General features: G+C 55.9%; 13 protein-coding genes, 2 tRNA genes and 3 rRNA genes. 13 read left to right on the top strand and 5 right to left on the bottom strand.

What is annotated here, in order from left to right; translation table 11 throughout:
• Window positions 1-158 precede the first annotated feature (158 nt).
• From GSQ91_RS24680 to GSQ91_RS24665, 4 genes are all read left to right on the top strand, one after another.
• Entirely contained in the window at window positions 159-1,403 is a 1,245-nt protein-coding gene (locus GSQ91_RS24680; RefSeq protein WP_158824383.1) for an MFS transporter, read from the top strand.
• Window positions 1,404-1,443: 40 nt separating this feature from the next.
• Window positions 1,444-4,938 carry a TonB-dependent receptor domain-containing protein gene (locus tag GSQ91_RS24675; protein WP_254064865.1) on the top strand — a complete coding sequence of 1,165 codons (3,495 nt, stop codon included), beginning with the start codon at window positions 1,444-1,446 and terminating at the stop codon, window positions 4,936-4,938.
• A gap of 291 nt (window positions 4,939-5,229) precedes the next feature.
• Entirely contained in the window at window positions 5,230-6,315 is a 1,086-nt protein-coding gene (locus tag GSQ91_RS24670; protein WP_158824382.1) for an alpha/beta hydrolase, read from the top strand.
• 80 nt (window positions 6,316-6,395) lie between these two features.
• Window positions 6,396-7,748, top strand: a complete 1,353-nt coding sequence (locus GSQ91_RS24665) for an NAD(P)/FAD-dependent oxidoreductase (protein ID WP_158824381.1) — start codon at window positions 6,396-6,398, stop codon at window positions 7,746-7,748.
• A 14-nt stretch (window positions 7,749-7,762) separates the two neighbouring features.
• Here GSQ91_RS24665 and GSQ91_RS24660 read toward each other — a convergent pair whose 3' ends face one another.
• Both GSQ91_RS24660 and GSQ91_RS24655 read right to left on the bottom strand, forming a co-directional pair.
• Complete coding sequence (locus tag GSQ91_RS24660; protein ID WP_158824380.1) at window positions 7,763-8,293, bottom strand: hypothetical protein; 531 nt, start codon at window positions 8,291-8,293, stop codon at window positions 7,763-7,765.
• Window positions 8,294-8,414: 121 nt separating this feature from the next.
• Window positions 8,415-9,350 (bottom strand): branched-chain amino acid transaminase, encoded by a 936-nt coding sequence (locus GSQ91_RS24655; RefSeq protein WP_158824379.1) that lies wholly within the window; start codon window positions 9,348-9,350, stop codon window positions 8,415-8,417.
• Between the two features lie 310 nt (window positions 9,351-9,660).
• Here GSQ91_RS24655 and GSQ91_RS24650 point away from each other — a divergent pair, with 310 nt between their 5' ends.
• Entirely contained in the window at window positions 9,661-10,884 is a 1,224-nt protein-coding gene (locus GSQ91_RS24650; protein WP_158824378.1) for an acyltransferase, read from the top strand.
• A gap of 35 nt (window positions 10,885-10,919) precedes the next feature.
• Here GSQ91_RS24650 and GSQ91_RS24645 read toward each other — a convergent pair whose 3' ends face one another.
• The gene (locus GSQ91_RS24645; protein WP_158824377.1) at window positions 10,920-13,148 is read right to left on the bottom strand and encodes a hypothetical protein; all 2,229 of its coding nucleotides are present in this window, start codon (window positions 13,146-13,148) and stop codon (window positions 10,920-10,922) included.
• Between the two features lie 173 nt (window positions 13,149-13,321).
• Here GSQ91_RS24645 and GSQ91_RS24640 point away from each other — a divergent pair, with 173 nt between their 5' ends.
• Both GSQ91_RS24640 and GSQ91_RS24635 read left to right on the top strand, forming a co-directional pair.
• A complete protein-coding gene (locus tag GSQ91_RS24640; protein WP_158824376.1) occupies window positions 13,322-14,008 on the top strand; it encodes a MarC family protein in 687 nt (228 codons plus the stop codon).
• A gap of 76 nt (window positions 14,009-14,084) precedes the next feature.
• The gene (locus GSQ91_RS24635) at window positions 14,085-14,702 is read left to right on the top strand and encodes a nitroreductase family protein (RefSeq protein WP_158824375.1); all 618 of its coding nucleotides are present in this window, start codon (window positions 14,085-14,087) and stop codon (window positions 14,700-14,702) included.
• A 237-nt stretch (window positions 14,703-14,939) separates the two neighbouring features.
• Here GSQ91_RS24635 and GSQ91_RS24630 read toward each other — a convergent pair whose 3' ends face one another.
• Window positions 14,940-15,482 (bottom strand): DUF4337 domain-containing protein, encoded by a 543-nt coding sequence (locus GSQ91_RS24630; RefSeq protein WP_158824374.1) that lies wholly within the window; start codon window positions 15,480-15,482, stop codon window positions 14,940-14,942.
• Window positions 15,483-16,940: 1,458 nt separating this feature from the next.
• Here GSQ91_RS24630 and GSQ91_RS24625 point away from each other — a divergent pair.
• The 6 genes from GSQ91_RS24625 to GSQ91_RS24600 all read left to right on the top strand — a co-directional run bounded on the left by GSQ91_RS24625 (window position 16,941) and on the right by GSQ91_RS24600 (window position 24,265).
• A 16S ribosomal RNA gene (locus GSQ91_RS24625) occupies window positions 16,941-18,440 on the top strand.
• A gap of 331 nt (window positions 18,441-18,771) precedes the next feature.
• A tRNA-Ile gene (locus GSQ91_RS24620) sits at window positions 18,772-18,848 on the top strand.
• 31 nt (window positions 18,849-18,879) lie between these two features.
• Window positions 18,880-18,955: transfer RNA gene (locus GSQ91_RS24615), tRNA-Ala, on the top strand.
• 361 nt (window positions 18,956-19,316) lie between these two features.
• A 23S ribosomal RNA gene (locus tag GSQ91_RS24610) occupies window positions 19,317-22,266 on the top strand.
• A 158-nt stretch (window positions 22,267-22,424) separates the two neighbouring features.
• A 5S ribosomal RNA gene (rrf, locus tag GSQ91_RS24605) occupies window positions 22,425-22,541 on the top strand.
• Together the 16S, 23S and 5S rRNA genes with 2 tRNA genes alongside form the textbook arrangement of a ribosomal RNA operon.
• A 359-nt stretch (window positions 22,542-22,900) precedes the next feature.
• On the top strand, window positions 22,901-24,265 hold the full coding sequence (locus tag GSQ91_RS24600; protein ID WP_158824373.1) for a hypothetical protein: 1,365 nt from the start codon (window positions 22,901-22,903) through the stop codon (window positions 24,263-24,265).
• Here GSQ91_RS24600 and GSQ91_RS24595 read toward each other — a convergent pair.
• Entirely contained in the window at window positions 24,249-25,703 is a 1,455-nt protein-coding gene (locus tag GSQ91_RS24595) for an alpha-L-fucosidase (RefSeq protein ID WP_158824372.1), read from the bottom strand. The genes GSQ91_RS24600 and GSQ91_RS24595 overlap by 17 nt on opposite strands.
• Between the last annotated feature and the right edge of the window lie 110 nt (window positions 25,704-25,813).

Here is a 25,813-nt window from a genome sequence, read left to right as displayed (position 1 = left end):
ACCGCTCAGCCCTACATCCCATAATCAGGTAATAAGCCATTTAGAATCAATATTTATATTTTCTTTAGAACTTCTTGAAGACAGATTTCTCCTGCGCTGTCTAGGATTCGCGGCGGTTTCAGAAACGCATCGTTTGCGTCCCGAACCAGGAGAAACTTTTGTCCACGCCCTTCATCCAACCGGCAAATCAAGACGCCGTTGCGCCACCCTCCACGGCCAGTCCCGAACCCTGGTTCGGAGCGTTCCTCTCGGGTCTCGCCGGTTGGACGCTGGATGCCTTCGACTTCTTCCTTGTCGTGCTCTCGCTCACGGCTATCGGCAAAGACTTCGGGCAGGACGTCAGGCATATGACGCTCGCCCTGACCGCGACTCTCGCGCTGCGGCCAGTGGGGGCCTTCCTCTTCGGCGGCATCTCCGATCGCTTTGGCCGTCGCATCCCCATGATCGTCAACCTCTGCCTCTTCGCCGTGGTGGAGTTGGCGACGGGCTTCGCGCACAGCTTTGTACAGTTCCTCTGCATCCGGGCCGTCTTCGGCGTGGTCATGGGTGGCCAATGGGGTGTCGGCGTCTCCCTGGCGATGGAGAAGGTCCCGGCGCGGTATCGCGGCGTTCTCAGCGGCCTGCTGCAGCAGGGTTATGCCATCGGTTTTCTGCTGGCCGCCGGCGCCTACTTCTTCGTTGCGCCGGCGTACGGCTGGCGGCCGCTGTTCTACATCGGCAGTCTGCCCGCACTCGCGTCGGCTGCCTTCGTGGCGCTCAACGTTCGCGAGTCCGAGGCCTGGAAGCAGCATCATCCATCGAGCCTGGCAGGACTTGGCCGCACACTGGCCTCGAACTGGAAGCTCTTCCTCTACTTCACGTTCTTCATGATGGCCATGCACATGAGTTCGCACGGCACGCAGGACATGTATCCGACGTTCCTCGAAAAAGACTGGGGCATCTTCGGCAAACAGAAGGCAGCGCTTACGGCGATCTCGATGGTGGGAGCGATTCTCGGCGGCCTTTCGATCGGCTGGATCTCCGACAGGATCGGGCGGCGCTGGGCCATGATCGGTGCCATCGCTGGAGCTCTAGCTGTTATCCCGCTATGGGCTTTCGCGCACACGCTACCCTTGCTCATTCTGGGAGCCGTGCTGATGCAATTCTGCGTGCAGGGCGCGTGGGGCGTGGTACCCGCGCACGTCGCCGAGCTCAGCCCCGATTCTGTGCGCGGCACACTGCCCGGCCTGGGGAATCAGGTCGGCGTGCTTCTCTCCAGTGTGGTCGTGTATCTGGAAGCAACCCTGGCCAAAGGCCGCTCTTATTCCGTGTCGATGGCCATGACGGCGGCTGTCGTCTTTTGTCTGGCCGCCGTGATGACCCTGATCGGTCGCGAAAAACGCGCCGTTGCCATAGGCAAGTAGAACTCGGGCTCCGTGGTCTTTGTAAGGAAGGTTGGACGAGATGATGATATTGCGGAAGGTTCTTCATACGTACGCAGGCATTGCGTTGGTTCTGTTGTTTGCGACGGTACTGGCGGCGCATGCCCAGACCACTGGCACGATCTCCGGTGTGGTTACTGACAAGGGCGCCGCGCTGCTCTCAGGGGTGCAGGTCTCGGCTCGCAATACAGCTAGCGGAGAACTTCGCACTGCTATCACCAACAAGGCCGGCGAATACAGTTTTCCCTCGCTCCAGCCCGGTGATTATGCCGTCACCTTTGAGTTGAGTGGCTTTGCGATCATCGTCGAAACCGCAACGCTCAACGTGACCGAGCACATCGCGGTAAACACGACGATGAAGGTGGGAGATGTCTCCACTACTGTCGAAGTCAGTTCGGCAGAACCTCTGCTGCAGACTGAGTCGGTGACGCAAGGCGCGCTCATCAGCGGCACAAGCATTGCCTCGTTGCCACTGGCGACAAATAACTTCACGCAGTTGCTCGCGCTGTCGCCGGGTGTGATCGCGCCGTTGAACGATGCGACTGGCCTGGGACGCGGCACACAGGTTGTAAACGTCAATGGCGCGCGCACCAACTCGAACTCCGTCTACGTCGACGGTGTGGACGCAGTGAACGTGCACACCAATAGTGCGGCCAACAATAGCTTCGCCTCCAATAGCGTGATCATTCCTCCGCCGGACGCCATCCAGGAGATCAAAGTTCAGACAGCGCTGTTCGACGCAACGACTGGACGGTCAGGCGGATCGAACGTAGCGCTCATCACTCGCACAGGTGCGAATCAATTCCATGGAGACATCTACGAGTTCTTCCGCAATACCATTTTCAACGCCAACAGCTACTTCCTTAAGGGGCAAGGACAGCCGCGGCCGGAGCTGATTCAGAACCAGTTTGGAGCATCCATTGGCGGGCCTATCAAGAAGGACAAGATCTTCTTCTTCTTCAACTATCAGGGCACGCGGCAGGTGAATGGCTATCCCGGCATCACCTCTGACAATCTTCCTCAGATTCCGCAAGACCGGTCGCTTGCCTCTCTTGGGGCGTTTGGGCATTCCCTTGGCAAAACCTCCTACAACGGTCCCACGATCAACGCCAGTGGTTCCAACATCAGTCCTGTAGCGGTTGCGTTATTGCAACTGAAGTTCGCCAACGGCAACTATGTTATTCCCTCGCCACAGACGACCAACACAACGGGCGCAAACTATGTTGTTTCGACGCCTGCGACTTTCAATGAAGATGAGTACACCGGCAGCACCGACTATCAGATTTCAAGCAAGGACCGTCTCTCTTTTCACGTGATCGTCGCCCAGCAACCACAGTTTCAAAGTGTTTCTTCTACCCGCTTTGTGCCTGGTTTCGGTCTGGATCAAAACTTCAAGAGCCGGCTTTACTCCATCGCAGAAACCCATGTCTTCTCGTCGAACGTAGTCAACGACCTGCACATCGGCCTCAATCGTGCTTTGGGACAAACCGGTTTCCAGAACCAACTCCCGCTGGCATCCATCGGTATGACGCGTTTCAACTCCGGCGACTTTTCAGATATTCCCGAGCTCGAGTTCTCCGGCTCCTTCGAGATGGGATACACGATCAGTACCGATCAAGCCGACACCGAGAACACCTGGCAGTACTTCGACAATGTGAGCTGGCTCAAGGGCAAGCACAGCATGACGTTTGGTGTAGAGATGCGCCGCTATCAGGACAACTACCACTCCAACGACGACATGCGGGGCACTCTGGATTTCATCAGCTTCCAGAATTTTTTGCTGGGTGAAACTGGCGCCTCGGCGAAACTGGGTGGAAATGGAACGGGCCATAGCGATATCTATGAGGAGACCGTGGCCTCTGGTCAAACGCAGCGCTACGATCGATTACGTGACGTGGCTTTGTTTGCGCAGGATAGTTGGAAGCCAGTTCCGAGGCTGACCATCAACGCGGGCCTTCGCTGGGAGTACATTGGCCTGCCTACGGATATCTATGGCCGCGACGGTGCCTTTGATCCGCGTCTCTATCAAGCTCCAACAGTTGGCAATCCTTCGTCCGCGGGCTTTGTGCAGGCAGGCAATGCACGCAACCCTCTGCCTGGCATCCCAAAAGTGTCTGACACACTCACTGATTCTGTGAACAAGCTGAACTTCGCGCCGCGGCTCGGCATCGCGTATCAGTTGAACAATCGCATGGTGCTACGAGGTGGATATGGCCTGTTCTACGATCGTCTGTCCAACCAGCTCGGACTTCTGGAGGCGCTCTCCTTGCCGAGCTACGAAGGGTCCAGCGCGCTCAATACCAGTGGCGCTACGAGCTACCTCAATGTCAACGGCTCGCTGGCCAATCCATTTCCTGTGTTGCCGCAGCGCAGCCAATTCCCAATCCTTCCGCAACTGTATGCGCAGAACGTCGCGAATGCGCCTGCTCCTATCTCCATCAACGACATCGATCCGAAGCTGCGGACACCGTACTACCAGCAGTTTGGAGCCAACCTTCAGACACAGCTCACACGGGCTCTTTTGTTGGAGGTCGGCTATGTCGGCGCGCGGGGCGAGCATCTGCCCGTAGAGACGGAGGCGAACCAGGCTCAGATCGCCAGCCCGTCTAATCCTGTCAATGGTGTGACCACCAACAACACTGGAGTTACCGACTCCGCCGCTGCTCGTGCACCGTATATTGGCTTTTCCAATAGTGGCTTTAACTTCCTGCAGACCAATCAGGAATCCAACTTCAACTCACTGCAGACGACGCTTACCGAACGGCTCGGCAAGGCCAGCCTGCTGGCGACCTATATGTACTCCAAGAGCCTGGATACCGGTTCGGGCACTACTGACGGCTCGGTGTTCACCAACTCCAGTGGTGATCAGACCAACCAATTGCAGGCGTATGGTCCGTCCGATTTCGATCGCACACATCATCTAGCCATCCGCTTCAGTCAACCTGTGCCGACGCCGCACTGGCGCATCGCCCGTGGTGACTTCGGCTCTCGCGTCTTCGGTGGTTATCAGTTTGATGGTACTGGAGTGGTTCAGAGTGGAACGCCGTTTAGTATCACTGATGCTGCTGGTGCAACTTACTACGGAACCAATACCAGTCGCGCCAACTTCGTGTCGGGAGCCACCACGGCTCAGGCCGTCAAACACAGCCGGACAGAGAATCGTCTTACTGCATATTTCAATAACGGTATCTATAGCACCGCATCGAATTCTGTTACCCAGAACGACACCCTGACGGGAGTTGCCCCTGTCTACGCCACGGCAACAACTGACTATGGCAACACGGCACGCAATATCCTTCGTGGACCTCTGCAGCGCGACCTCGATCTGTCACTGACGAAGACTACTCCCATTCACGGAGATATAAACCTGGAGTTCCGCGCACAGGCGTTCAATATCACCAATACGCCAACCTTCGCCAACCCTGCCAGTGATATCGGGTCGAGTAGTTTCGGTGTCATTACTGCCACCGTCGGCAATCCGCGCATTCTGCAGTTTGTGCTGAAGCTTACGTACTAAGAAGGTGTATCGGAACTACTCTTTTGCTCTTGTTGTTGCTGTTGCTTTTCTTTCTGTCATTCCCGTAGGGAATCTGCTTCCGCTGTTGCTCTTGTTTTTGTTCTTGCTGTTGTTTGTCTTTCGTCGTCATCCTTGAGAGAGCGTAGCGAACGAAGGACCCCCGCATTCGTTTGTGCCTATACGAATGCGGGGGAGGCGTTGCCTAAGGATGACAGCAAAAAAGCAATGGTAAAGACTTTCTATTCGATGTCGTTTCGTTAAAGCGAGACGACAAGCAATACGAGGACCCTCATGCTAAACCGCCGCATCTTCTATCTGCTCCTGTTGGTGATTCTTGCTGCACCTTTTGCGTTCGCTTCGGACGACACCGCGAGCAGCGCCAAACCGGTGGAGGCCATCGCCGACCATACACTGCAAGTGAAAGATCATGCGCTGCTGCCACTCTACATCTCGGTGGACTGGAACGTGCCTCAGCCTGGTATCACCCAGGCGATCATCATCTTCCATGGCAAACTGCGCAATGCGGACACGTACAATCGCTCCGGGCAGGAAGCGATCAGGAATGCGGGCGCGGCGGGCAAGGGAACGCTGCTGATCACGCCACAGTTTCTCGCTGAGATCGACACGACGAAATACAAGCTGCCGCCGGCCATTTTGCGCTGGGCTCCAGAGACTTGGATGGGGGGTGAAAACGCACTGAACTCCACCGTCAGTTCCTTCGACGCCATTGACGCCATTCTGGAGCGGCTCGCCGATCGCAAGCTCTTTCCCAATCTCAAGACTGTCGTTATCGCCGGACACTCTGGCGGTGGACAAGTTGTGCAGCGCTACGCGGTTGTAGGGCGCGGCGGTGACCGCCTCATCCTGGCCGGCGTTCATGTTCGCTATGTCGTGGCGAATCCTTCTTCCTATCTCTATTTTTCACCCGAGCGTCCTGTGCTCGATTCGCAAGCCGCTTTTACATTCGCTATTCCGCAGAAGAGCTGCTACGGCAAGTATGACCTCTGGAGGTACGGCATCCACGAGCCTCCACCCTATGTCGCCAACTCCAGCTTCGAGGATCTGGAGCAGCACTTTCTTCATCGCGATGTGATCTATCTTCTCGGTACAGACGATATCGATCCCAACCATCCTGCTCTCGACAAAAGCTGTTCTGCTGAGAATGAAGGCCCCTATCGCTTTTTTCGCGGCAAAGCATACTTCACCTATCTGCTTGGACGTCATCCAGACCTGGCTAACACCTCGGCCTCGCAGCAGCTTTGGTTCGTTCCCGACGTGGAACACGATGGCGATAAGATGTTTAACTCGCCCTGTGGCCTGGCCGCGCTGTTTCACTCCGGCACCTGCGCCACGCGCTCGCTCGATCCCAAACCCTGACGATTGTGGGTCCCACGCGACCAATCGGGCTGCCAGCGCATCGTAAGCTAGGTACATACTCTACGGAGGATCAGGCGACGATGGCAGAGCAGGGTACGGGCAGGCGACCTCGAGTCGTCATCGTAGGGGCGGGCTTTGGAGGCCTCAACGCAGCAGTAGGGCTGGCGAAGCTGCCGGTGGATGTCACTGTTGTCGACCTCAAGAATCATCACACGTTCCAACCGCTGCTCTATCAGGTGGCTTTGGCTGTGCTCTCGCCAGGAGACATCGCCCAGCCCATCCGCAGCATTCTGCGCGAAAACACGAACACTGAAGTCATCATGGATGCGGTCGTCGGCTTCGACACCGTCGAGCGCCACGTGAAGCTGAAGAGCGGTGCCGTGCTGATCTACGACTACCTCATTCTGGCCACCGGCTCTACGCATAGCTACTTCGGCAAAGATGAATGGGCGAAAATAGCTCCCGGTCTCAAGACGATCGAAGATGCCACCGAGATTCGCCGCCGCGTGCTGCTTGCGTTTGAACTCGCGGAGCGCCAGAAGCTCGAGACCGGAGCGCATCCGCCGCTGAACTTTGTCATCGTTGGTGGAGGGCCTACTGGCGTCGAACTCGCAGGCTCGATCTCCGACATTGCAAAGCTTTACATGACGAAAGACTTTCGCCACATCGATCCAGGCACGGCGCAGGTGCTGATCCTCGAAGGGTCTCCGTACATCCTCGGCGCGTATCCCGAAGACCTGCAGAAGAAGGCTGTGGAGCAACTCAACGCGCTCGGTGTACGCACACGCACCAACGCCCACGTCACTGATATCCAGCCCGGCTACGTCATGGTGGGCGATGAACGCGTCGAAAGCGTATGCACGCTATGGGCGGCTGGTGTGCAGGCTTCTCCTTTGGGCAAGTTGATCGCGCAGTCCCTGGGCATCGAAACCGATCGGCGCGGCAGCGTCATCGTCGACGATCACCTCCACCCTGCCGGTCATCCCGAGGTCTTCGTTCTCGGCGATCTCGCGCACTTCGAACAGGATGGCAAGCAGGTTCCCGGCGTCGCACAGCCGGCCATGCAGATGGGAACTTATGCAGCCAAGCGCATCGGGCTGCTGCTCGAAGGCAAGGGCGACAAACAGAAACCCTTCCGCTACTTCGACAAGGGCGACATGGCGACGATCGGTCGCAAAGCCGCGGTGGCACGTATCGTGTGGCCATTTCACGCCAACTGGAGCGGCTTTATGGCCTGGCTCACATGGCTGACCGTACACATCTTCTTTCTCATCGGCTTCCGCAATCGTCTCTCCGTCTTTCGCCAATGGGCCTATACCTACGTGCGGTTCCGGGACGGCGTGCGCCTGATCATCGGCTCGCAGGAACTGCCAGGCTGGGACTCGCTCGCGTCATCGGAGAACCAGGTTACGAAGGACGATTCTAAGGCGTAGAGATTCCGAGCCTGTTATTGCTTCGGAGAGATCCGTTTGCAGGGAAGGTGATCTGCCGGCGTCCATTCCGGCGCGGAAGTTCGTCGCACCTGCCAGTCCATCGTGAATGTGTCCGGCGAGTCGACATGAAAGATAAAGCGATTCTGCTGGTAAGAGGCCTTCGGATCAGAAGCGATTGCAGAGGTTAGCGTAAGCGCAGAGCCTTGCCAGCCTTCATCCGACGTATAAGTCGCACCTGAGAAATTATTCGCGTCATATTCGACTACTTTGCGTGTCGAAGCGTCATAGCCGATGAGGTACTCTGCGACATAACCGGAGGCTGGGCTGACATCGCTCTCCTCCAGGCGGATCCATGTGTTCTTCAGAACGAGGCTGCCATTGAAGGTAGAGTGGTGCGGCTTTCCATTGGCAAAGGAACCGACGCAATCCCAAGTGCCTGTGAATTGAAACCCAGCCGGTGGAAGCGCAGCGGAGGTTTGCTGAGCCATGGTGGTTACTGCTGCACTCAGCATCATGATGATTCGAAGAACGTGCCGGAGATACATGAAAGATAACTCCTTGCTGTGGCATGGAAAAGCTAGTTCACGATAGCGCTGCTCTATAGCGAAGGCCCACATCTCATCCAAGAAATGTGGGCCTTTGCACGATCAGGAAATAAAGAACTATCTAAACGCCAACTGCCTCGCGAACCTTCACAGGTGTCAGCCAGTTGTAACGATCCGGCGTGAGCCCATTCACGATATCGAAGAACGCCTTATGCAGCGCGCTGGTGATCGGCCCCATCTTGCCGTCGCCGACCAGGATGCGATCGACAGACCGCAGATGCGTGACCTCTGCAGCGGTGCCGGTGAAGAAGGCCTCATCGCAGATGTAGAGCAGCTCGCGCGGCATCGCCTGTTCGACGACGGGGATGCCAAGCTGGCGTGCCAGCACCAGAATTGAATCGCGCGTAATGCCGTTCAGCACAGAGTTCGCCAGCGGCGTCGTATACAGCGTTCCGCCGCGCACGATGAAGAGGTTCTCACCCGAGCCCTCTGACAGATAGCCATTCACATCGAGCGCAATGCCCTCCGAATAGCCGTTGATGTCAGCCTCCATGCGGATGAGCTGTGAGTTCATATAGTTCGCGCCAGCCTTCGCGAGCGAGGGCATGGTGTTGGGCGCCAGACGGTTCCAGCTCGAAATGCAAACGTCTGCGCCACCATCGCCGGGAACGTACTTGCCCCACGGGAAGTTCGCGATGTAGACCTCGACCGGCGACTTCAGCGGATTCACGCCGATCTCGCCGTAGCCGCGAAACGCAATGGGGCGGACATAGCAAGGAGTGACACCGTTGGCCTCGACGACCTCGACGACCGCGTCATTCAACTGATCGACAGTGTAAGCAAGCGGCATGCGATAGATCTTGGCTGAGTTGATAAGCCGCTGCATGTGTTCGGGCAGGCGAAAGATGCCTGCGCCTTCTGGTTGCTTGTAACAGCGAATGCCCTCAAACACAGACGAGCCGTAGTGGATCACGTGGCTCATCACGTGAATGTTGGCCTTTTCCCAGGGAATCAGTCGGCCGTTGTGCCAGATATTTGTAGTTGTTTCGAGCGGCATAGCATCAAACTCCTTTTTGCGGAGGAGCGCTCAAGCGTTCTCCTCTCGCGTTTCATAACTAATTGTAGAGGGGAACTCGAAGCGGAGGGTATCGTATTTGCCCTCTTTCTCAAGGAATAGGGCAGGCAAAGACGCGTGCGGTCGAGTTCGCATAGACCGGCTGTTTCTGCCAGACCCAGCCAGCATTCGAAGGCCATATCAGTAGTCCTGACAGGTTCCTTCGCCCGAATGCCCAAGTTGAAGCGCAAAGTCCTGCCGTTTACTCCATCGCCGTGAAGTAAACTGCAGAGACTCCGAGGGGGTCTCTTTTTTGCCGCACAGCCTGCCCGTTACTGGCAATACCGAGCGTACGCTGCCTGAGAACCGCGCCTTTTATCCTGCACTCGACGGCCTCCGTGCCATTGCCTTCCTGATGGTCTTCCTCTACCACTACACGTTTCTGCCGTGGGGATGGGCTGGCGTCAACGTCTTTTTCGTTCTCTCCGGATTCCTTATTACCGGTATTCTCTTCGACAGTCGCAACGACTCAAACCGTACCCGAAACTTTTACGTCCGGCGCACGCTGCGAATCTTTCCGCTCTACTACGGCATCTTCCTCGTTCTTCTTGCCTTGGATCCCTTCGTGCATTGGCAGTGGTCCTGGCACTGGCTCGTCTGGCCGGCATATTTAGGAAACTTTGTGGGCTATGTACATCCCTACCGTTGGGGTGATCCACTGCAACGGCTAGCGGACCTCCAACTCCTGCCTGCGCCGTCTATCCACTGGGTGGTGCTCTACCTGGGCCATTTCTGGACCCTCTGTGTCGAGGAGCAGTTTTATCTCGTTTGGCCGTGGATCGTCTTCTGGGTAAGGGACCGCCGTAAACTCGTCTGGATATGCGCCGCATCGCTTCCGGTTTGCCTTGCCATGCGTATACTTGCCTCGCATTTACTTCCGGCCTGGATGCTCGAATACAACATCCTGGCCCACGCCACCCCCTTCCGTGTGGACGATCTTCTCCTCGGTGGCCTGCTGGCGCTTCTGTTGCGCGGCCCGCTCTCCGAAGCGCTACTGCGTTGGGCGCGCATCGCTGCCCCTATCGTTTTTGCCGCCGTCCTTCTTTGGTTGGCTCTCACCCCGGCGCACCATTTTCTGGCGAATCCCTATCCCTATCCTGAAGGCGCACTTACCTGGGGGTTCAGCGCCATCTCGATACTCACAGGGTTAGTAATCCTTCTCGCTCTTCAACCTGGTTCGCTTGTCAGCCGGGCTCTTAGCCTGTATCCCCTGCGTTGGATGGGTCGAATCAGCTATGGAGCCTATGTATTTCATGACATTTTTCACGATCTCTACAGCCACCTGGTTGATCGCTTTTGCAACTACCTCGTCCAGCATCACGAAGCACTCAGTCTCGGACTGGGGATGCACCGTGTTCGAATCCTTTTGCCCTTTGCGCTCTTCTCGACGCTTTTATTGGCGTGGCTAAGCTTCCGTTTTTACGAGTCGCTGTTTCTCAATCTCAAAGAACGCTGGACGATTCGCGATGCTGCATGATTCTTCCTCTGAGCTATACCGTATTCGTGGTCTTCTCACGGAATAGGACAGGCAAAGACTCGTGCGGTCGAGTTCGCATAGACCGGCTGTTTCTGCCAGACCCAGCTCTCCGGATGGTGCCATGCCGGGTCCGAATACGTAGCCACGACGATCGAAAGCCGGTCCTCGCGACACACGCGATCGAAGTTCGTCGTCGTGATCAGCTCCGGTTGGAGCGGCATCTGCGGAAGGATGTTGGACATGCCATGGAAGCGGGGTCCCGTTCCGCCAAACAATCCGACCAGCGACTGGGCGATAGGAGGGCAGGCTGACGGATCGCCCCCGAAGGGCACATTGCATCCATCGTCGCTGGCGGCCATCTGACGGCTGGTATAGAGCAGGTAGACCGGCTCCAGGCGCCCATTTGGATTGGCTTGCACGACCGCATTTGGAGCCGTTGCCAGGGCTGCAGCTTCCATCGCGAGATGGATCTGATGGAAGCGCCAGCCGATGTTCGGCATCCGCGTTGCAATCGTGTACGGCGGAGCCTCGCCGGCCTCGACCAGGGGAATGTCGAACCGATTCACGGCGATCTGCCACACCTGCCCCGCCAGCCCCAGCACAAACGCTCCGACAGCGCATCGCTGTAGGACGATCTTCCGCTGTGACGAAAGACTCGGTGCCTGTCCAAGCTGCTCCAGGTACGTTGCCACCATAGGGGACGCCCATAGCAGCAGCACAAAACGCATGCACATCCCCGCATGCCTGCCCAGGTCGTTATTGAGCTCTGCGGGTGACGAGGTCACCAGAAAACCAGGCACGGCAACGCCCAGGAACATCAGCCAAAGGATTCGCTGGTTCCGCTCCATGCGTCCAGGGGAGAAAAAATCTCTCTGCACGCGATCGCCCAGAACAAACAGGAAGAATCCAAAGTCCACCAGGAACATGGAGAGGATCAATAAGGGGCGAGCCATCTGCTGGACCCGCAAGGGAATCGCGAACCTGTGGCCGTGACCAAAGTCCTGCGCTGCTCCCTTGGCCGGAAAGTAGCGCATCAGCATCTGATGGGCCTGGTCGTTATAGCGAACCGATATCTTGATGGCACGTTCTGCGCCCCGCGCATGACCCTGCCCCTGAGGAGCTGTCGCGCTGTGCAGAAAGGGCATCGCGATCAGCAGGGAAAGAACTCCGGCGCCGATCATGGTTTGCACCACTCTCCACTCGCGCCGCCAGGCTGCGTCTCCCACAATCGCCAGGCAGACCAGGACGAAAAGTGCCGTCACAAAGGTGGATGTTCCTGCGGCTGCGGCGAAACAAACTGCGGCCAACAGCGCATAGACGGCTCTCTGCCACCCGCTTATGTCCTTCGTCCGAAGGACCAGCAGCGCGCCAATGACGCAGCAGACAAGCCCTCCAATATGGTGTGGCGACCACAGAATCAAGTGCAGCCAGCTCGGCGAACGATCGTCCAGCCAGAGCTGAATGTCAGGGTGGACCCTCCGAAAGGGAAGTACAACCCCCAGGACGGCCGGTAGGATATCCAGCCCTAGAACGCACCCAACCATCAGAGACGCTGCGCATTGGCGACGCAGATTGTGCCTGCTCACCCCAAGATATTTCAGGCTGAGAAACACGCACGCCATCAGTGCGAGTGCCGCTCCGGCGGCGCTCGTCGTCAAGGCCGCTCGCGCGCCAACGCCAGTCAGCAGGCTGATCTGAGCGCAAAGCACATACCAGAAGTAGTAGTAGTGGAGGGGCGGGGCAACGCCATCGATAGCAAACATCGGATTGCCCGGAGGGCTGCCCCCACGCAGCGCCGAATTCACCAGCTGGATTCGTACATTCCAATCCTGCCAGGCGGCACTCTCATAAAGCTTTTGATGGATCTGAAGGGGAGCCGCCGCCAGCAGGCAATAGGCCACTAACCCGGCGGCGGCCACCGCGCAGATGGTCGCGTAACGATCCCATGATGCATGTCCAGCCCCCGAGTCATGGCGTATATCCCACACCACTCGCACTATGGCGATGAGGAACAGCAACTCGAACAGCCGCAGAGTCCACAAAGGCGAGAGCCCCACGCCTGGATGCACGGCCAGTACCAGGGACACAGGCACGGACAGCACCAGAGACCACAGTAGCCGCTCGACCCATGATTGCTTCCTGAACTCGAAGACGTTCGTCAGCGAACTCGCCAGGTATCCGGGAGCCAGAAAAAAACAAGGAAGAGTCAGCGTGCCCAGTCCGCTCTTCAGTAACTCGCTCCAGCCATAGGTCATCTGCTGCAACTCACTCTGTGTGTGGGGGATGGGCCGTTATCGATCATGAAGATCATGGCTCTGAATGCGTTTGAGTCTAGCATGCGGGCAGGCATCCGCCTTGGATGTTTTAGGGCTCGGCAACGTGTCGTTTCAGCCGTTTCGAAAGCATGCCCGATCTGTCGTGAAAGAATCAAAGAGTCATGTTTGATCCTCACACAGCTGCGTTATCCCGCTTGGAAGGGTCGGCCTACGTCCGTTTTTCGTTGCTCGCGCTCAGCTCCATCTTCTTTCTCGTTGATCCATTCGCTGCGCTGCCCACGTTTCTCGCCGTCACCGCCGATCAGGATGCCGCCAAGCGCCGCCGTACCGCCCGCAAGGCCTCGCTGACTGCGTTCGTCATCCTCACAGGCTTTGGAGTCGCAGGTACATACATCTTCCGCCTCTTCGGGATCACGCTTCCAGCGTTTGAGATCTCCGGCGGCATCATTCTTCTCCTCATCGGCCTCGACATGCTCGAAGCCAAGCGTTCGGCCACACAGGAGAGCCCCGACGAGACTCAGGCCGCCTCCTCGAAAGACGATGTCGGCATCGTGCCCATGGGCATTCCCATGCTGGCTGGCCCCGGCGCCATCACCAGCGTGATGGTGCTGGTCGGCCAGGCCCAGACTCACTGGCAGATGGCCGCGATCTTCGGTTCGATCACCATCACTGCCGCGATCTGCTATCTGGTTCTCGGCAGCGCCGACCGCGTCGCCCGCATGCTCGGCGAAACGGGCATCCGCATCCTCGTCCGCATTATGGGTCTGTTGCTGGTCGCGCTCGCCGTGCAGTACTTCGTCAATGGCTTCGTCGATCTTGGCGTATTGAACAAGCCCGACGGCTTCTAAGAGTCCACAGAAGGTATGAGTCTTACCTCAGAACCACCGAATCTAACGTAGAGAAATTTCTCCCATGGAGCGAAGAATGTCTCAGAACTCAGAAGCGATTGAAAAACTGAAGCACGCACCGGCACTACCAGGCGTCATAGAAGTCATCCTTGGACGCTGGAGCCCTCGCGCCTTCGCCGACAAGGCGATCTCCACCGACGATGTCAAAAAGCTCTTCGAAGCGGCGCAATGGGCGGCGTCTTCGTCCAACGAGCAGCCATGGCGTTTCCTCGTTGGCCATCGCGGCGATGAGACCTACAAGAAAATCTTCGACACCCTCGTTGAGTTCAATCAGGGATGGGCAAAGAGCGCTCCCGTACTCATACTGTCGGCAGCGAAAAAGACCTTAGGTCATAATGGCAACCCCAACCATTACGGCTTGCATGACACAGGCGCGGCAACAGCCAATCTCTCCCTCCAGGCAACGGCGCTCGGCCTGCACACTCACTCAATGGGAGGCTTCAGCCATGACAAAGCGCGCGAGGCCTTCGCGATTCCCGAAGAATTTGCCATCGGCGCGGTAACGGCTGTCGGTTATTTCGGTGATCCGGACACGCTACCGGAGCCTGTGCGTGAGCGGGAGATTGCACCCCGCCAACGCAAGCCTCTCCACGAGTTCGTCTTTACGGCATGGGAAGAGCCGGCGAAGTTCTAAAAGCATTTCACGAATATCGTGATGTGCCTTTTTCGACCTCACCCATACATTGTCATCTCGACCGGAGTGCGGGGTCCCCGGCGAACGCGTCTTTTGTTCGCTGGGGTGCGACGCGGCGCTTTTTGCCGCCGTAGCGGAGAGACCTGCAGGTTGCTTGTACCAGCACTATTGCGTGCGCGGACAACCTGCAGGTTTCTCTAATTCGCATGACGATAAACCATTTCGCCCGTTGGTCTTTTAGTGGATCAAGGACGCGGACAGGGCGGTCAACAACCCAGCTAAACCCAGAGCCAGACCGAGCACGAAGTAAGTCTTCTGTTTCGTAAGCAGCGTAATCGACGCGAGCACTACTGCAATCTGCAGGAGTGCTTCGCCCAGGTCGTAGCGATTCGCTCGGCGTTCGGAGAATCTTACTTCGTGCTCAAACTCCTCGGCCTTCTTCTGCTCGTCAAGAAGGTCCTCGTCCAGCTTTTCGAGGTGCGCCTTATACTCAGCCAGCTTGTGCTGCACGGCGGCATCGTTCGTGCTGGGCTGCAGGGATAGCAGGTCGGAAGTAGAGCTGAGCTGTCCATGCCGAATCTTTTTGGCCTGATACTGGTTCCATTGGTCGGCGGCACGCGACTGCATCAGAATGGCTTCCGTATGCGTGCGATGGCCCAGTACTGTAACCATTGCAACCAATACCGCCAGCACGCTTATGATGAGGGCGATATGCTTCATACCGCCCTCACCTGCCTCATTCATCTCCTGAGAGAACTCGCTAATTTCGTTGGCTTCCATGTGTGGTGTTTACCTGATGCGGATTCTATCGAATCATGGCCAAGAGTGGTTTCACCGATCGCGAGATGTGAGCTTGATGATGAGTCAGATCAGAGAGCGTATTTGCTTTTGTCTCTGCGCTTAGATCCGGACTTTAGTCCGGACATCAAAGCGCAGTCCCAGAGCGGGCTTCAGCCCTTGGATATGCTCTTTTCTCCTGCGACATGGAATGACCACAGGGTAACTATTCAACCGGCCTTCAAATGCGCGACTACATCAACACAAAATGGAGTACAGCAGCTAAACGCAGCGCAGAGGGTCAAACAACCACGGGAACAAGCCCCAAAGGGGCGATATATACCAGCTCAGGGTGGAGGCGACGCGGAGAGCGCTTTTTGCTCGCCGTGTCGCCTCCACCCTGGGTTACGGGCCCAAAGAAAATAGAGCCCTGCCGGGGCGGTATATCTCGATTGCACGATATCCCGTGCCTAAAGCGCTCAATCTCCTTTGCCCACGGTCCACAACGAATGATCCAGGACATTCGGCGCAGTTTTTATAGTCTGCACGAGAAACATCCGCTAAACGTCGTTTTCCCTTGAAAATCCAGGGTTTTTAGCGGTTTCCGCGCTGTAAGGAAGAGGGAATAGCCGGGTAAAAGACGAGAAATGCACAGTCCTCCACAGCTATCCACACTTATTGGCTTGCATGAAGCTCCAATCGTTGCTAATCTCAACAAGTCGCAGTCGTAACGATGTGGCAAAGAAGTGGCAAGGAAAACGAATCAACCTCAAGGGGTTGCGCAAAGCAAGGCGATGCGATACTCTTGGTTGGTACGGGAAACAGAAACAAATGCTTCGCGCCTACCCCTCAGGGGTGAGTATGGCAAGTCGGAGCGCAGTCCAAGCGTTTGATCGCGGTAGTAAGAGCTCGCTGAGCCGGCCGACACAAACCCAAGCAACTGCAAGTGGTGTATCCAAGGAGCTTAGGCTCCGCGACTCCTTATCGAGTCGTTACGGTGTTTTGATAATTTGTGCTGTTGTTGGTTGACCATCTCACGCTCTGGTCGCTTTGTTCTCCACGCCCCGACGGGTTCAGATGGAAGAATGAAAGCGACAAGAAAATCGCGAGAATAAAGGTTGACAAGCGAGTGAAACTTCGATACTCTTAGAAAGTTCGCGCAAAACACTGCAGCGAGGCCGGTGAATAAGAAACACGCCCGGTATCTCCCCAGTACAACACAGCGCAATCAAGTTCGAGGACACAAACCTGCGGCTTTGCCCAGAGTTGGTCCTTGATCCAAAACTGTCCGCTTAGGCGAGAACAGTCAGGATCTTTGACAACATAGTTGAACGTGCCAGTCGTGAGATGAAACGACCTTTGGTTGGGTCATTCTCACTATATTATTACCTCCGCTCCTTTCGAGCGAGCGGAGCGCTCGAGCCTTCGGACCCCTGTCCTAGAAGGCAGAGCAAACCAAGATTAAACGAGAGTTTGATCCTGGCTCAGAATCAACGCTGGCGGCGTGCCTAACACATGCAAGTCGCACGAGAAAGGGACTTCGGTCCTGAGTACAGTGGCGCACGGGTGAGTAACACGTGAATCATCTACCTTCGAGTGGGGAATAACTGAGAGAAATCTTAGCTAATACCGCATAATACCTACGGGTCAAAGCAGCAATGCGCTTGAAGAGGAGTTCGCGGCAGATTAGTTAGTTGGCGGGGTAATGGCCCACCAAGACGATGATCTGTATCCGGCCTGAGAGGGCGCACGGACACACTGGAACTGAAACACGGTCCAGACTCCTACGGGAGGCAGCAGTGGGGAATTTTGCGCAATGGGGGAAACCCTGACGCAGCAACGCCGCGTGGAGGATGAAATCCCTTGGGATGTAAACTCCTTTCGATCGGGAAGATAATGACGGTACCGAGAGAAGAAGCCCCGGCTAACTTCGTGCCAGCAGCCGCGGTAATACGAGGGGGGCAAGCGTTGTTCGGAATTATTGGGCGTAAAGGGTGCGTAGGCGGTTTGATAAGTCACATGTGAAATCTTCGGGCTCAACCCGAAGTCTGCATGCGAAACTGTCGGGCTTGAGTATGGGAGAGGTGAGTGGAATTTCCGGTGTAGCGGTGAAATGCGTAGATATCGGAAGGAACACCTGTGGCGAAAGCGGCTCACTGGACCATAACTGACGCTGATGCACGAAAGCTAGGGGAGCAAACAGGATTAGATACCCTGGTAGTCCTAGCCCTAAACGATGATTGCTTGATGTGGTGGGTACCCAATCCTACCGTGTCGAAGCTAACGCGATAAGCAATCCGCCTGGGGAGTACGGTCGCAAGGCTGAAACTCAAAGGAATTGACGGGGGCCCGCACAAGCGGTGGAGCATGTGGTTTAATTCGACGCAACGCGAAGAACCTTACCTGGGCTCGAAATGTACAGGACAACGGTAGAAATATCGTCTCCCAGCAATGGGTCTGTATATAGGTGCTGCATGGCTGTCGTCAGCTCGTGTCGTGAGATGTTGGGTTAAGTCCCGCAACGAGCGCAACCCTTATCTCCAGTTGCTACCATTTAGTTGAGCACTCTGGCGAAACCGCCTCGGATAACGGGGAGGAAGGTGGGGATGACGTCAAGTCCTCATGGCCTTTATGTCCAGGGCTACACACGTGCTACAATGGCCGGTACAAACCGCTGCAACCCCGCGAGGGTGAGCTAATCGGAAAAAGCCGGCCTCAGTTCGGATTGGAGTCTGCAACTCGACTCCATGAAGCTGGAATCGCTAGTAATCGTGGATCAGCATGCCACGGTGAATACGTTCCCGGGCCTTGTACACACCGCCCGTCACATCACGAAAGTGGGTTGCACTAGAAGTCGGTGCGCTAACCGCAAGGGAGCAGCCGCCCAAGGTGTAATTCATGATTGGGGTGAAGTCGTAACAAGGTAGCCGTAGGAGAACCTGCGGCTGGATCACCTCCTTTCTAAGAGAGAACGCTCTGGTAATCAATCCTAGCCTCGCGATTGCGAGCAGGCCACCGCAAGGTGCTACCTGATAGGTGCGAAAGGCCAGACAACCCCTACCTCAAGCAAAGCCGATCTTGGTCGGCAGAGTGCGAGATGGGGAATCTGAACTCAACCTTCTCTTTGTCGTATGAATCAACAACGATGGTCATATCCGGCGTAGCTGGATAGCACGTTCAACTGTGTCCTCGAAAACCTTCGAGAGAGCTCAAGAGTCCGCGTCACATTCTTTGGAATGGGCCGGGCGACAGAGTAAGCACGCCAACCGGCGCAAAGCTGTTCGGCGATGCCGGGCCTGTAGCTCAGTTGGCTAGAGCGCACCCCTGATAAGGGTGAGGTCGGTAGTTCGAGTCTACCCAGGCCCACCATATTCCATTCTTCGGTTATACTGAAGGAAGTGGGGCTGTAGCTCAGTTGGGAGAGCGCCTGCTTTGCAAGCAGGATGTCATCGGTTCGATCCCGGTCAGCTCCACCATAACTCTCAAAAGGTTTCATCGAAGCAAACCTGCTCGAGGTTGAGTCTCCGCTCATAGCGGATTCTGATCCTTGAGCATGTCTCAGGCGCACTCCAGAGTGCGTAGCGTTGCAACACTTTGTTGCCGCAGACGATTTTTGACAACTGAATAGATTGGGTAAATATAACTACAAGGCTGAGCAGCTTGGAGCTATCGGTAGTTTCGATAGATCTAGCTGATTACAGTGTTGAGTGTCTTTAGAATATTCTAGTAACCCCTCACCCTAATCCAGTGAGGACAAGTTACAAAGGCGGACTAAACAACGTAGGTTACTCCCTACGGTCAGAGGTTTTCACTCTGATGCGTGCGAGTAAATTCTATGGTCAAGCTACTAAGGGCGCACGGTGGATGCCTTGGCAGAAACAGGCGATGAAGGACGCGACAAGCTGCGATAAGCTTCGGGAAGCCGCACATAGGCATTGATCCGGAGATTTCCGAATGGGGAAACCCAATATGGCAAACCCATATTATGTCCTACTGAATACATAGGTAGGAGCAAGCGAACGGAGGGAAGTGAACCATCTCAGTACCTCCAGGAGAAGAAAGAAACCTCGATTCCGATAGTAGTGGCGAGCGAACTCGGAACAGCCCAAACCCGTATTATTTCGGTAATTCGGGGGTTGTAGGGCCTGCAACAGTAGAGTTACCAATCTGGTCGATAGTCGAAGCTGTGTGGAAACCAGCCCGAAACAGCGTGACAGGCGCGTAGACGAAATTGATCCAGACTCGAAGCAGGTACCTGAGTAAGGCGGGGCACGAGAAACCCTGCTTGAATCCACGGGGACCATCCCGTAAGGCTAAATACTCGTTTCTGACCGATAGTGAACCAGTACCGTGAGGGAAAGGCGAAAAGCACCCCGAGAGGGGAGTGAAAAGTACCTGAAACCGTGTGCCTACAAGCAGTGGGAGGACTATGCCCGTAAGGGAATGTCTGACCGCGTGCCTATTGCATAATGAGCCGGCTAGTTATTCTTGTCAGCAAGGTTAAGCGTGAGCGAGCCGCAGCGAAAGCGAGTCTGAATAGGGCGATTCAGTTGGCAGGAATAGACGCGAAGCGGGATGATCTACCCTTGGCCAGGTTGAAGATGGGGTAACACCCATTGGAGGACCGAACCGGTGTTTGTTGAAAAAAGCTCGGATGAGCTGAGGGTAGGGGTGAAAGGCTAATCAAATTCCGTGATAGCTCGTTCTCTCCGAAATAGCTTTAGGGCTAGCGTCGTGTGATTTGGATCGGTGGTAGAGACATGGATGGACTAGGGGGCTTTCCGGCTTACTGAATCCAACCAAACTTCGAATGCCGATTACAACCAGCACGGCAGTCAGACTGTGGGGGCTAAGCTTCACAGTCGAGAGGAAAACAGTCCAGACCGCCTGCTAAGGTCCCAAAATTATAGTTAAGTGGGAAAGGAAGTCGGAACGCTCAGACAGCCAGGAGGTTGGCTTAGAAGCAGCCATCCTTTAAAGAAAGCGTAATAGCTCACTGGTCAAGCGGTCCGGTGCCGACAATACAACGGGGCTAAAACTATATACCGAAGCAGCGGATGCACACTTTTGAGTGTGCGTGGTAGGAGAGCATTCTCTCGTGGATGAAGCGTAACTGGGAAGATACGTGGACATTAGAGAAGAGACCCTGCCGGCATAAGTAGCGATAAGGAAGGTGAGAACCCTTCCCGCCGAAAGTCTAAGGTTTCCTGAGGAAGGTTAATCCGCTCAGGGTTAGGCGGTCCCTAAGCTGAGGCCGAAAGGCGTAAGCGATGGATTTCCGGTTAATATTCCGGACCTCCCAATAGTTCGTTTGACGATGGGGTGACGCATAAGGATAAGCAGGACCACATATGGCTATGTGGTTCGATACGCGTGAAGCTGGTTTCTCTAGGCAAATCCGGAGAAGCTTAACAGTGAGGCGTAAAGCAGAGCCGTAGGGCTTGAAGCTGCTGATTTCATGGTGCCAAGAAAAACCTCTAAGGAGAAAGATTGGGAACCGTACCACAAACCGACACAGGTAGACGAGGAGAATATCCAAAGGCGCTCGAGTGAAAGCTTGTTAAGGAACTCGGCAAATTAGACCCGTAACTTCGGGAGAAGGGTCGCCCCCGTGGGTGCAAGCCTAGGGGGGCCGCAGTGAAACGCGAACGGCGACTGTTTAACAAAAACACAGGTCTCTGCAAAGTCTAAAACGACGTATAGGGGCTGACTCCTGCCCGGTGCCGGAAGGTTAAAGGGAGAGGTTAGGGCGCAAGCTCGAAGCTTCGAACTGAAGCCCCGGTGAACGGCGGCCGTAACTATAACGGTCCTAAGGTAGCGAAATTCCTTGTCGGGTAAGTTCCGACCTGCACGAATGGAGTAACGATCGTTCGACTGTCTTAACGAGTTGCTCGGCGAACTTGTAGTACCGGTGAAGATGCCGGTTACCCGCAGCTAGACGAAAAGACCCCGTGCACCTTTACTATACTTTTACTGTGAGTTACGGCTCTTGCTGCGCAGGATAGGTGGGAGGCTTTGATACCAGGTTCTTGGACTTGGTGGAGCCAACGGTGAGATACCACCCTGCGAGTGTTGTGATTCTAACCTCCTTCCCTTATCGGGAAGAGGGACATAGTAAGACGGGTAGTTTGACTGGGGCGGTCGCCTCCTAAATTGTAACGGAGGCGCGCGAAGCTACACTCAGGTCGTTTGGAAATCGACCGTCGAGTGCAAAGGCATAAGTGTGGTTAACTGCAAGACCTACAAGTCGAGCAGATGCGAAAGCAGGCCTTAGTGATCCGGTGGTTCTGTATGGAAGGGCCATCGCTCAACGGATAAAAGGTACGCCGGGGATAACAGGCTGATCGAAGCCAAGAGTTCATATCGACGCTTCGGTTTGGCACCTCGATGTCGGCTCATCGCATCCTGGAGCTGTAGAAGGTTCCAAGGGTTAGGCTGTTCGCCTATTAAAGCGGTACGTGAGCTGGGTTCAGAACGTCGCGAGACAGTTCGGTCTCTATCTGCTGTGGGCGTAGGAGATTTGAAGAGGGCTGTCCTTAGTACGAGAGGACCGGGATGGACGAACCTCTTGTGTTCCAGTTGTCATGCCAATGGCACGGCTGGGTAGCGAAGTTCGGTTGTGATAACCGCTGAATGCATATAAGCGGGAAGCACGCTCTAAGATGAGATCTCCCAACCCGTAAGGGAAATGAAGGGCCCAGGAAGACCACCTGGTTGATAGGCTGGAGGTTGAAGTGCAGTAATGCATGTAGCTTACCAGTACTAATCGCCCGTTCGGCTTGTCCATAGAATTTACTCTGCGCAATGTTTAGTTCACATTGTTCTAGAGATATTCAACACAAGCTTTGTAGTTATAGAGATATAACTAATACGTTATTTTGGTAAATGTCTGCTCAATCTATTCAGTTGTGAACGATCGCGCTGTGGCGCATCTTTCTCAAGTTTGCCGGTGAGTTTACCGCGAGGGTCCCACCCGTTCCCATCCCGAACACGGAAGTTAAGCCTCGTTGGGCCGATGGTACTGCACGCGTAAGTGTGTGGGAGATTAGGTGATCGCCGGCATTATTTCTGAAAAGCCCATCCTTGTGATGGGCTTTTCTACTTTAACCCAGTTTTCAGAGATGATTCAGCCCTCCTTCCGGTGTGCGACTACATCCACATAATGGAGCGCCGAGACTCAAACGGCCACGCGTATGAAGCCCTCGCCACGGAAGCCGTCGCGTCCTTGGCGTTTTCCTCCGCGCCCTCTGCGTGAGCGCTTTTACGGGTGCTTGAAGCAGCCACGCCGCAACCTTGGGTTCAAGCCCCCATGAAGGTAGACCCCTGTAGTCGGCCTGAATTGTTACCGTTCTGCATCATAAGAGAAGTTTCCTCGTTACAATCGTAGCCAAGCTTCAAATCTTCATTGCTTAGAGACTCACTTGACCCGACTAGACCCGATGGAATACCGTCGCGCAGGCTGGTTTACAGCGCTGCTCCTGATCGTCAATTTCGTTGGCGACGGGTGGTCCGGACGCCCCATCGGGATAGCCCACCAGTTCCTCTTGCTGCCGCTCACAATCGGCTTTCTCGCTGCTCTCTGGCAACTGCTCTTCGCTTCCGAAAAAGGGGGGATGCCTGTCTGGTGGTCGCCAGACAGAGCTCTCCGGTTGACGCTGCTCTTCGAGATCTTGTTCCTCCTGCTCTTTGCCTACGAGTCTCACCACTTTGCCTCGCTTGGCTATCGCTTACATCCGCTCCTGTCACTAGCCGTCTTCATCCCGCTGCTGATCTTTCTCGGCGGATTAACCTCAAAGCCCCTCAGGAATGCCACCTGGATCTTTGCTGTCACGCTGACCGCCTATATCGCGGGAATGATTCTGGCGATCGTCAGCTTTCCTTTGACCTATCTCCGCTCTGACATGCTCCCGGTCATCCAGTGGGCAGATACCAATCTGCTGCACCACATCAACCCTTATGCGCGGATGTACGTAGCCGACCGCGTCTACGACTTTCCCTATCTCCCGGGAATGATGGTGGCCTTCTTCCCGTTTGTCGCCGCTCACCTTGATATCCGGTTTGGATCGATTGTCTACGTCGCAGCCAGCGCTGCGCTTATCTTCTGGGCCGCACGGATGGAGCGACGACATGAAGTCGCAGTTCTCCTGGGGCTTTTTCTGCTATGCCCATTCCTGCAGTATCGCCACGAACTCTACCTGCCGCCGCACTGGTTCACCCTCGTCGCGATCTACGTTCTCATGCAGCGTCGGCACTTCGCCTGGGCCGCGCTTGTCTTCGGCGTCAGCATGGCGATCTATCAGTTCAGCTGGATTCTTTTCCCATTTTTCCTGCTCAACGCTCTCCGTCGCCGCGGATGGCTGGAGACGATCAAGCTCACACTGCTTGCCGCGCTCGGATCGCTTGCGGTCGCAGGACCATTTCTAGTGTCGGCAACTCGGCGCATCGCCAACAACACGGTAGGGCAGTGGGAGCTGATGGCCCATGCCGAGGCCATGCCGATCAATCTGTCGTATTGGGTGACGTACCTGATCCGGCCCGACAAGTTGCTGAGGCTGCAAGCCGTACTGATGATTGCGATCTTCGTCTACTGTTTTGCCCGCAAAGGCTGCGCGACACTCGAAGACACTCTACGTTGGAGCATCATCGCCTTGACCGTCTTCACTTTGTTCAACGTGCTGGTCGACGGTTACTTCTATCTCATGCTGTTGGTGCCGATGCTGATCTATACGTGCGTTGCGAACGGCTGGTGGGCTGAGCCCGACCAGCCGTCTACTTCGCTGTCTTGAGCACAAGCACCGAGGCGATGGCCTCTGGAGCCTGAGCGGGGAGTTGTACCTCGAGGCTGTCCCCATTTCGCGTCAGCTTTAGAGACTTATGTGCCGGGTCTGCCAGCAGGTAGGCGCTGGTGACCTTGCGTGACAGCTTGTCCAGATGGAATGAGCCGCTGGGCCAGTTGAAGATCTCGATGTAGATCTTATTGGCGTTGGCTCCCCGGCCAGTGGTCGACCGCCAGTTCCACGCGGCAATGAACTTTGGCTTGCCGTCACCGTTCTTTTCCGTAGAACTGAACGCACCTGCCTCTGCGCCGAAGAGAGTTGGTCCGGTGCTGTAGATAGCTTCACCATTGACTGCCAGCCACTTGCCCATCTCGTGCAGGCGCTCAGCCTCAGCCGCTGGGACAACGCCATTGGAATCAGGCCCGATGTTGAGCAGATAGTTGCCGCCTTTGCTGGCGATGTCGATGAGATTGTGCAGCAGCGTCTCCGTGGATTTGAAGTCCGTGTCGTCAGACTTGAAGCCCCAGGTGTCATTCATCGTCATGCAGGACTCCCAATCCTGGCCCGGGAAACCCTGGGGTGGGATGTACTGCTCGGGTGTCTCCGTGTCACCCTTGTATCCACCGCCGAGGCGGTTGTTCCAGATGAGGTTGGGGTGCTGGTTGAGCAAGGTCACGATCTCCGCCGCGCGCTCTGGCGTCATGTTGCCGGTAGGAGTATCAAACCAGACCACGACAGGGAACTCGCCGTAGTTGCTGAGAAGCTCTTTGATCTGTGGGATGGCCTTGGTGTGCAGGTAGGTATCGAAGTCGCCGTCCTGCGCTTTGTCCCAGTGGTAGGTAGGGGGTTGATGGTCGCCGGTCTTGAGCGCGCTGGCTCCAGGAGAGGTCCAGTCCTGATCTTGCGAGTAGTAGAAGCCGAGCTTAACCCCTTGTTTACGGCACTCCTCGGCAAGCTCGCGCAGCGGATCGCGCTTGAAGGGTGTCGCGTCAACGATGTTGAAGGGATTCGCTTTGGAGTCGAACATCGCGAAGCCGTCATGGTGTTTGGCGGTAATGACGATGTACTTCATGCCCGCGGACTTCGCGAGGGCCACAATATCGTGCGCGCTGAATCCCACAGGATTGAACTTCGGCGCGAGCGCCTTGTAGTCCGCGACGGGAATGGAGGAATCGTTCATGATCCACTCACCAGCTCCATGAGACGGCTTGCCGTTCCACGTGCCGGCGGGGATGGAGTAAAGACCCCAATGGATGAACATGCCAAAGCGAGCCTCGCGCCACCACTTCATGCGAGCATCCCGCTGCGCGGCCGTTTCGGTGTCCTGAATGGCGAGGACGGGATGATGAGCGGCTGTGGTGTCTATCTTGTCGCCCTCCAGCTGGGCATAGCTCAGAGTGCTGACAGCGAAGAGGGCGGCGGTAGCGATGCGTTGGGTCAGATTCAAGCAGATCTCACAGGGCGCAGTAGCGGCCTCAAAATTGTAGGCGAAAATTGTGTTGCGTGTGCGAAAAGTTAATGGGAGAGAGGCTAGATGCCGATGAAATAACATCGGCA

The sequence above is a fragment of the Granulicella sp. S156 genome, assembly GCF_009766105.1.
Classification (GTDB): domain Bacteria; phylum Acidobacteriota; class Terriglobia; order Terriglobales; family Acidobacteriaceae; genus Granulicella.
The sequence above is the reverse complement of the archived record's forward strand: the minus strand, read 5'-3'. Positions and strand labels throughout refer to the sequence as shown.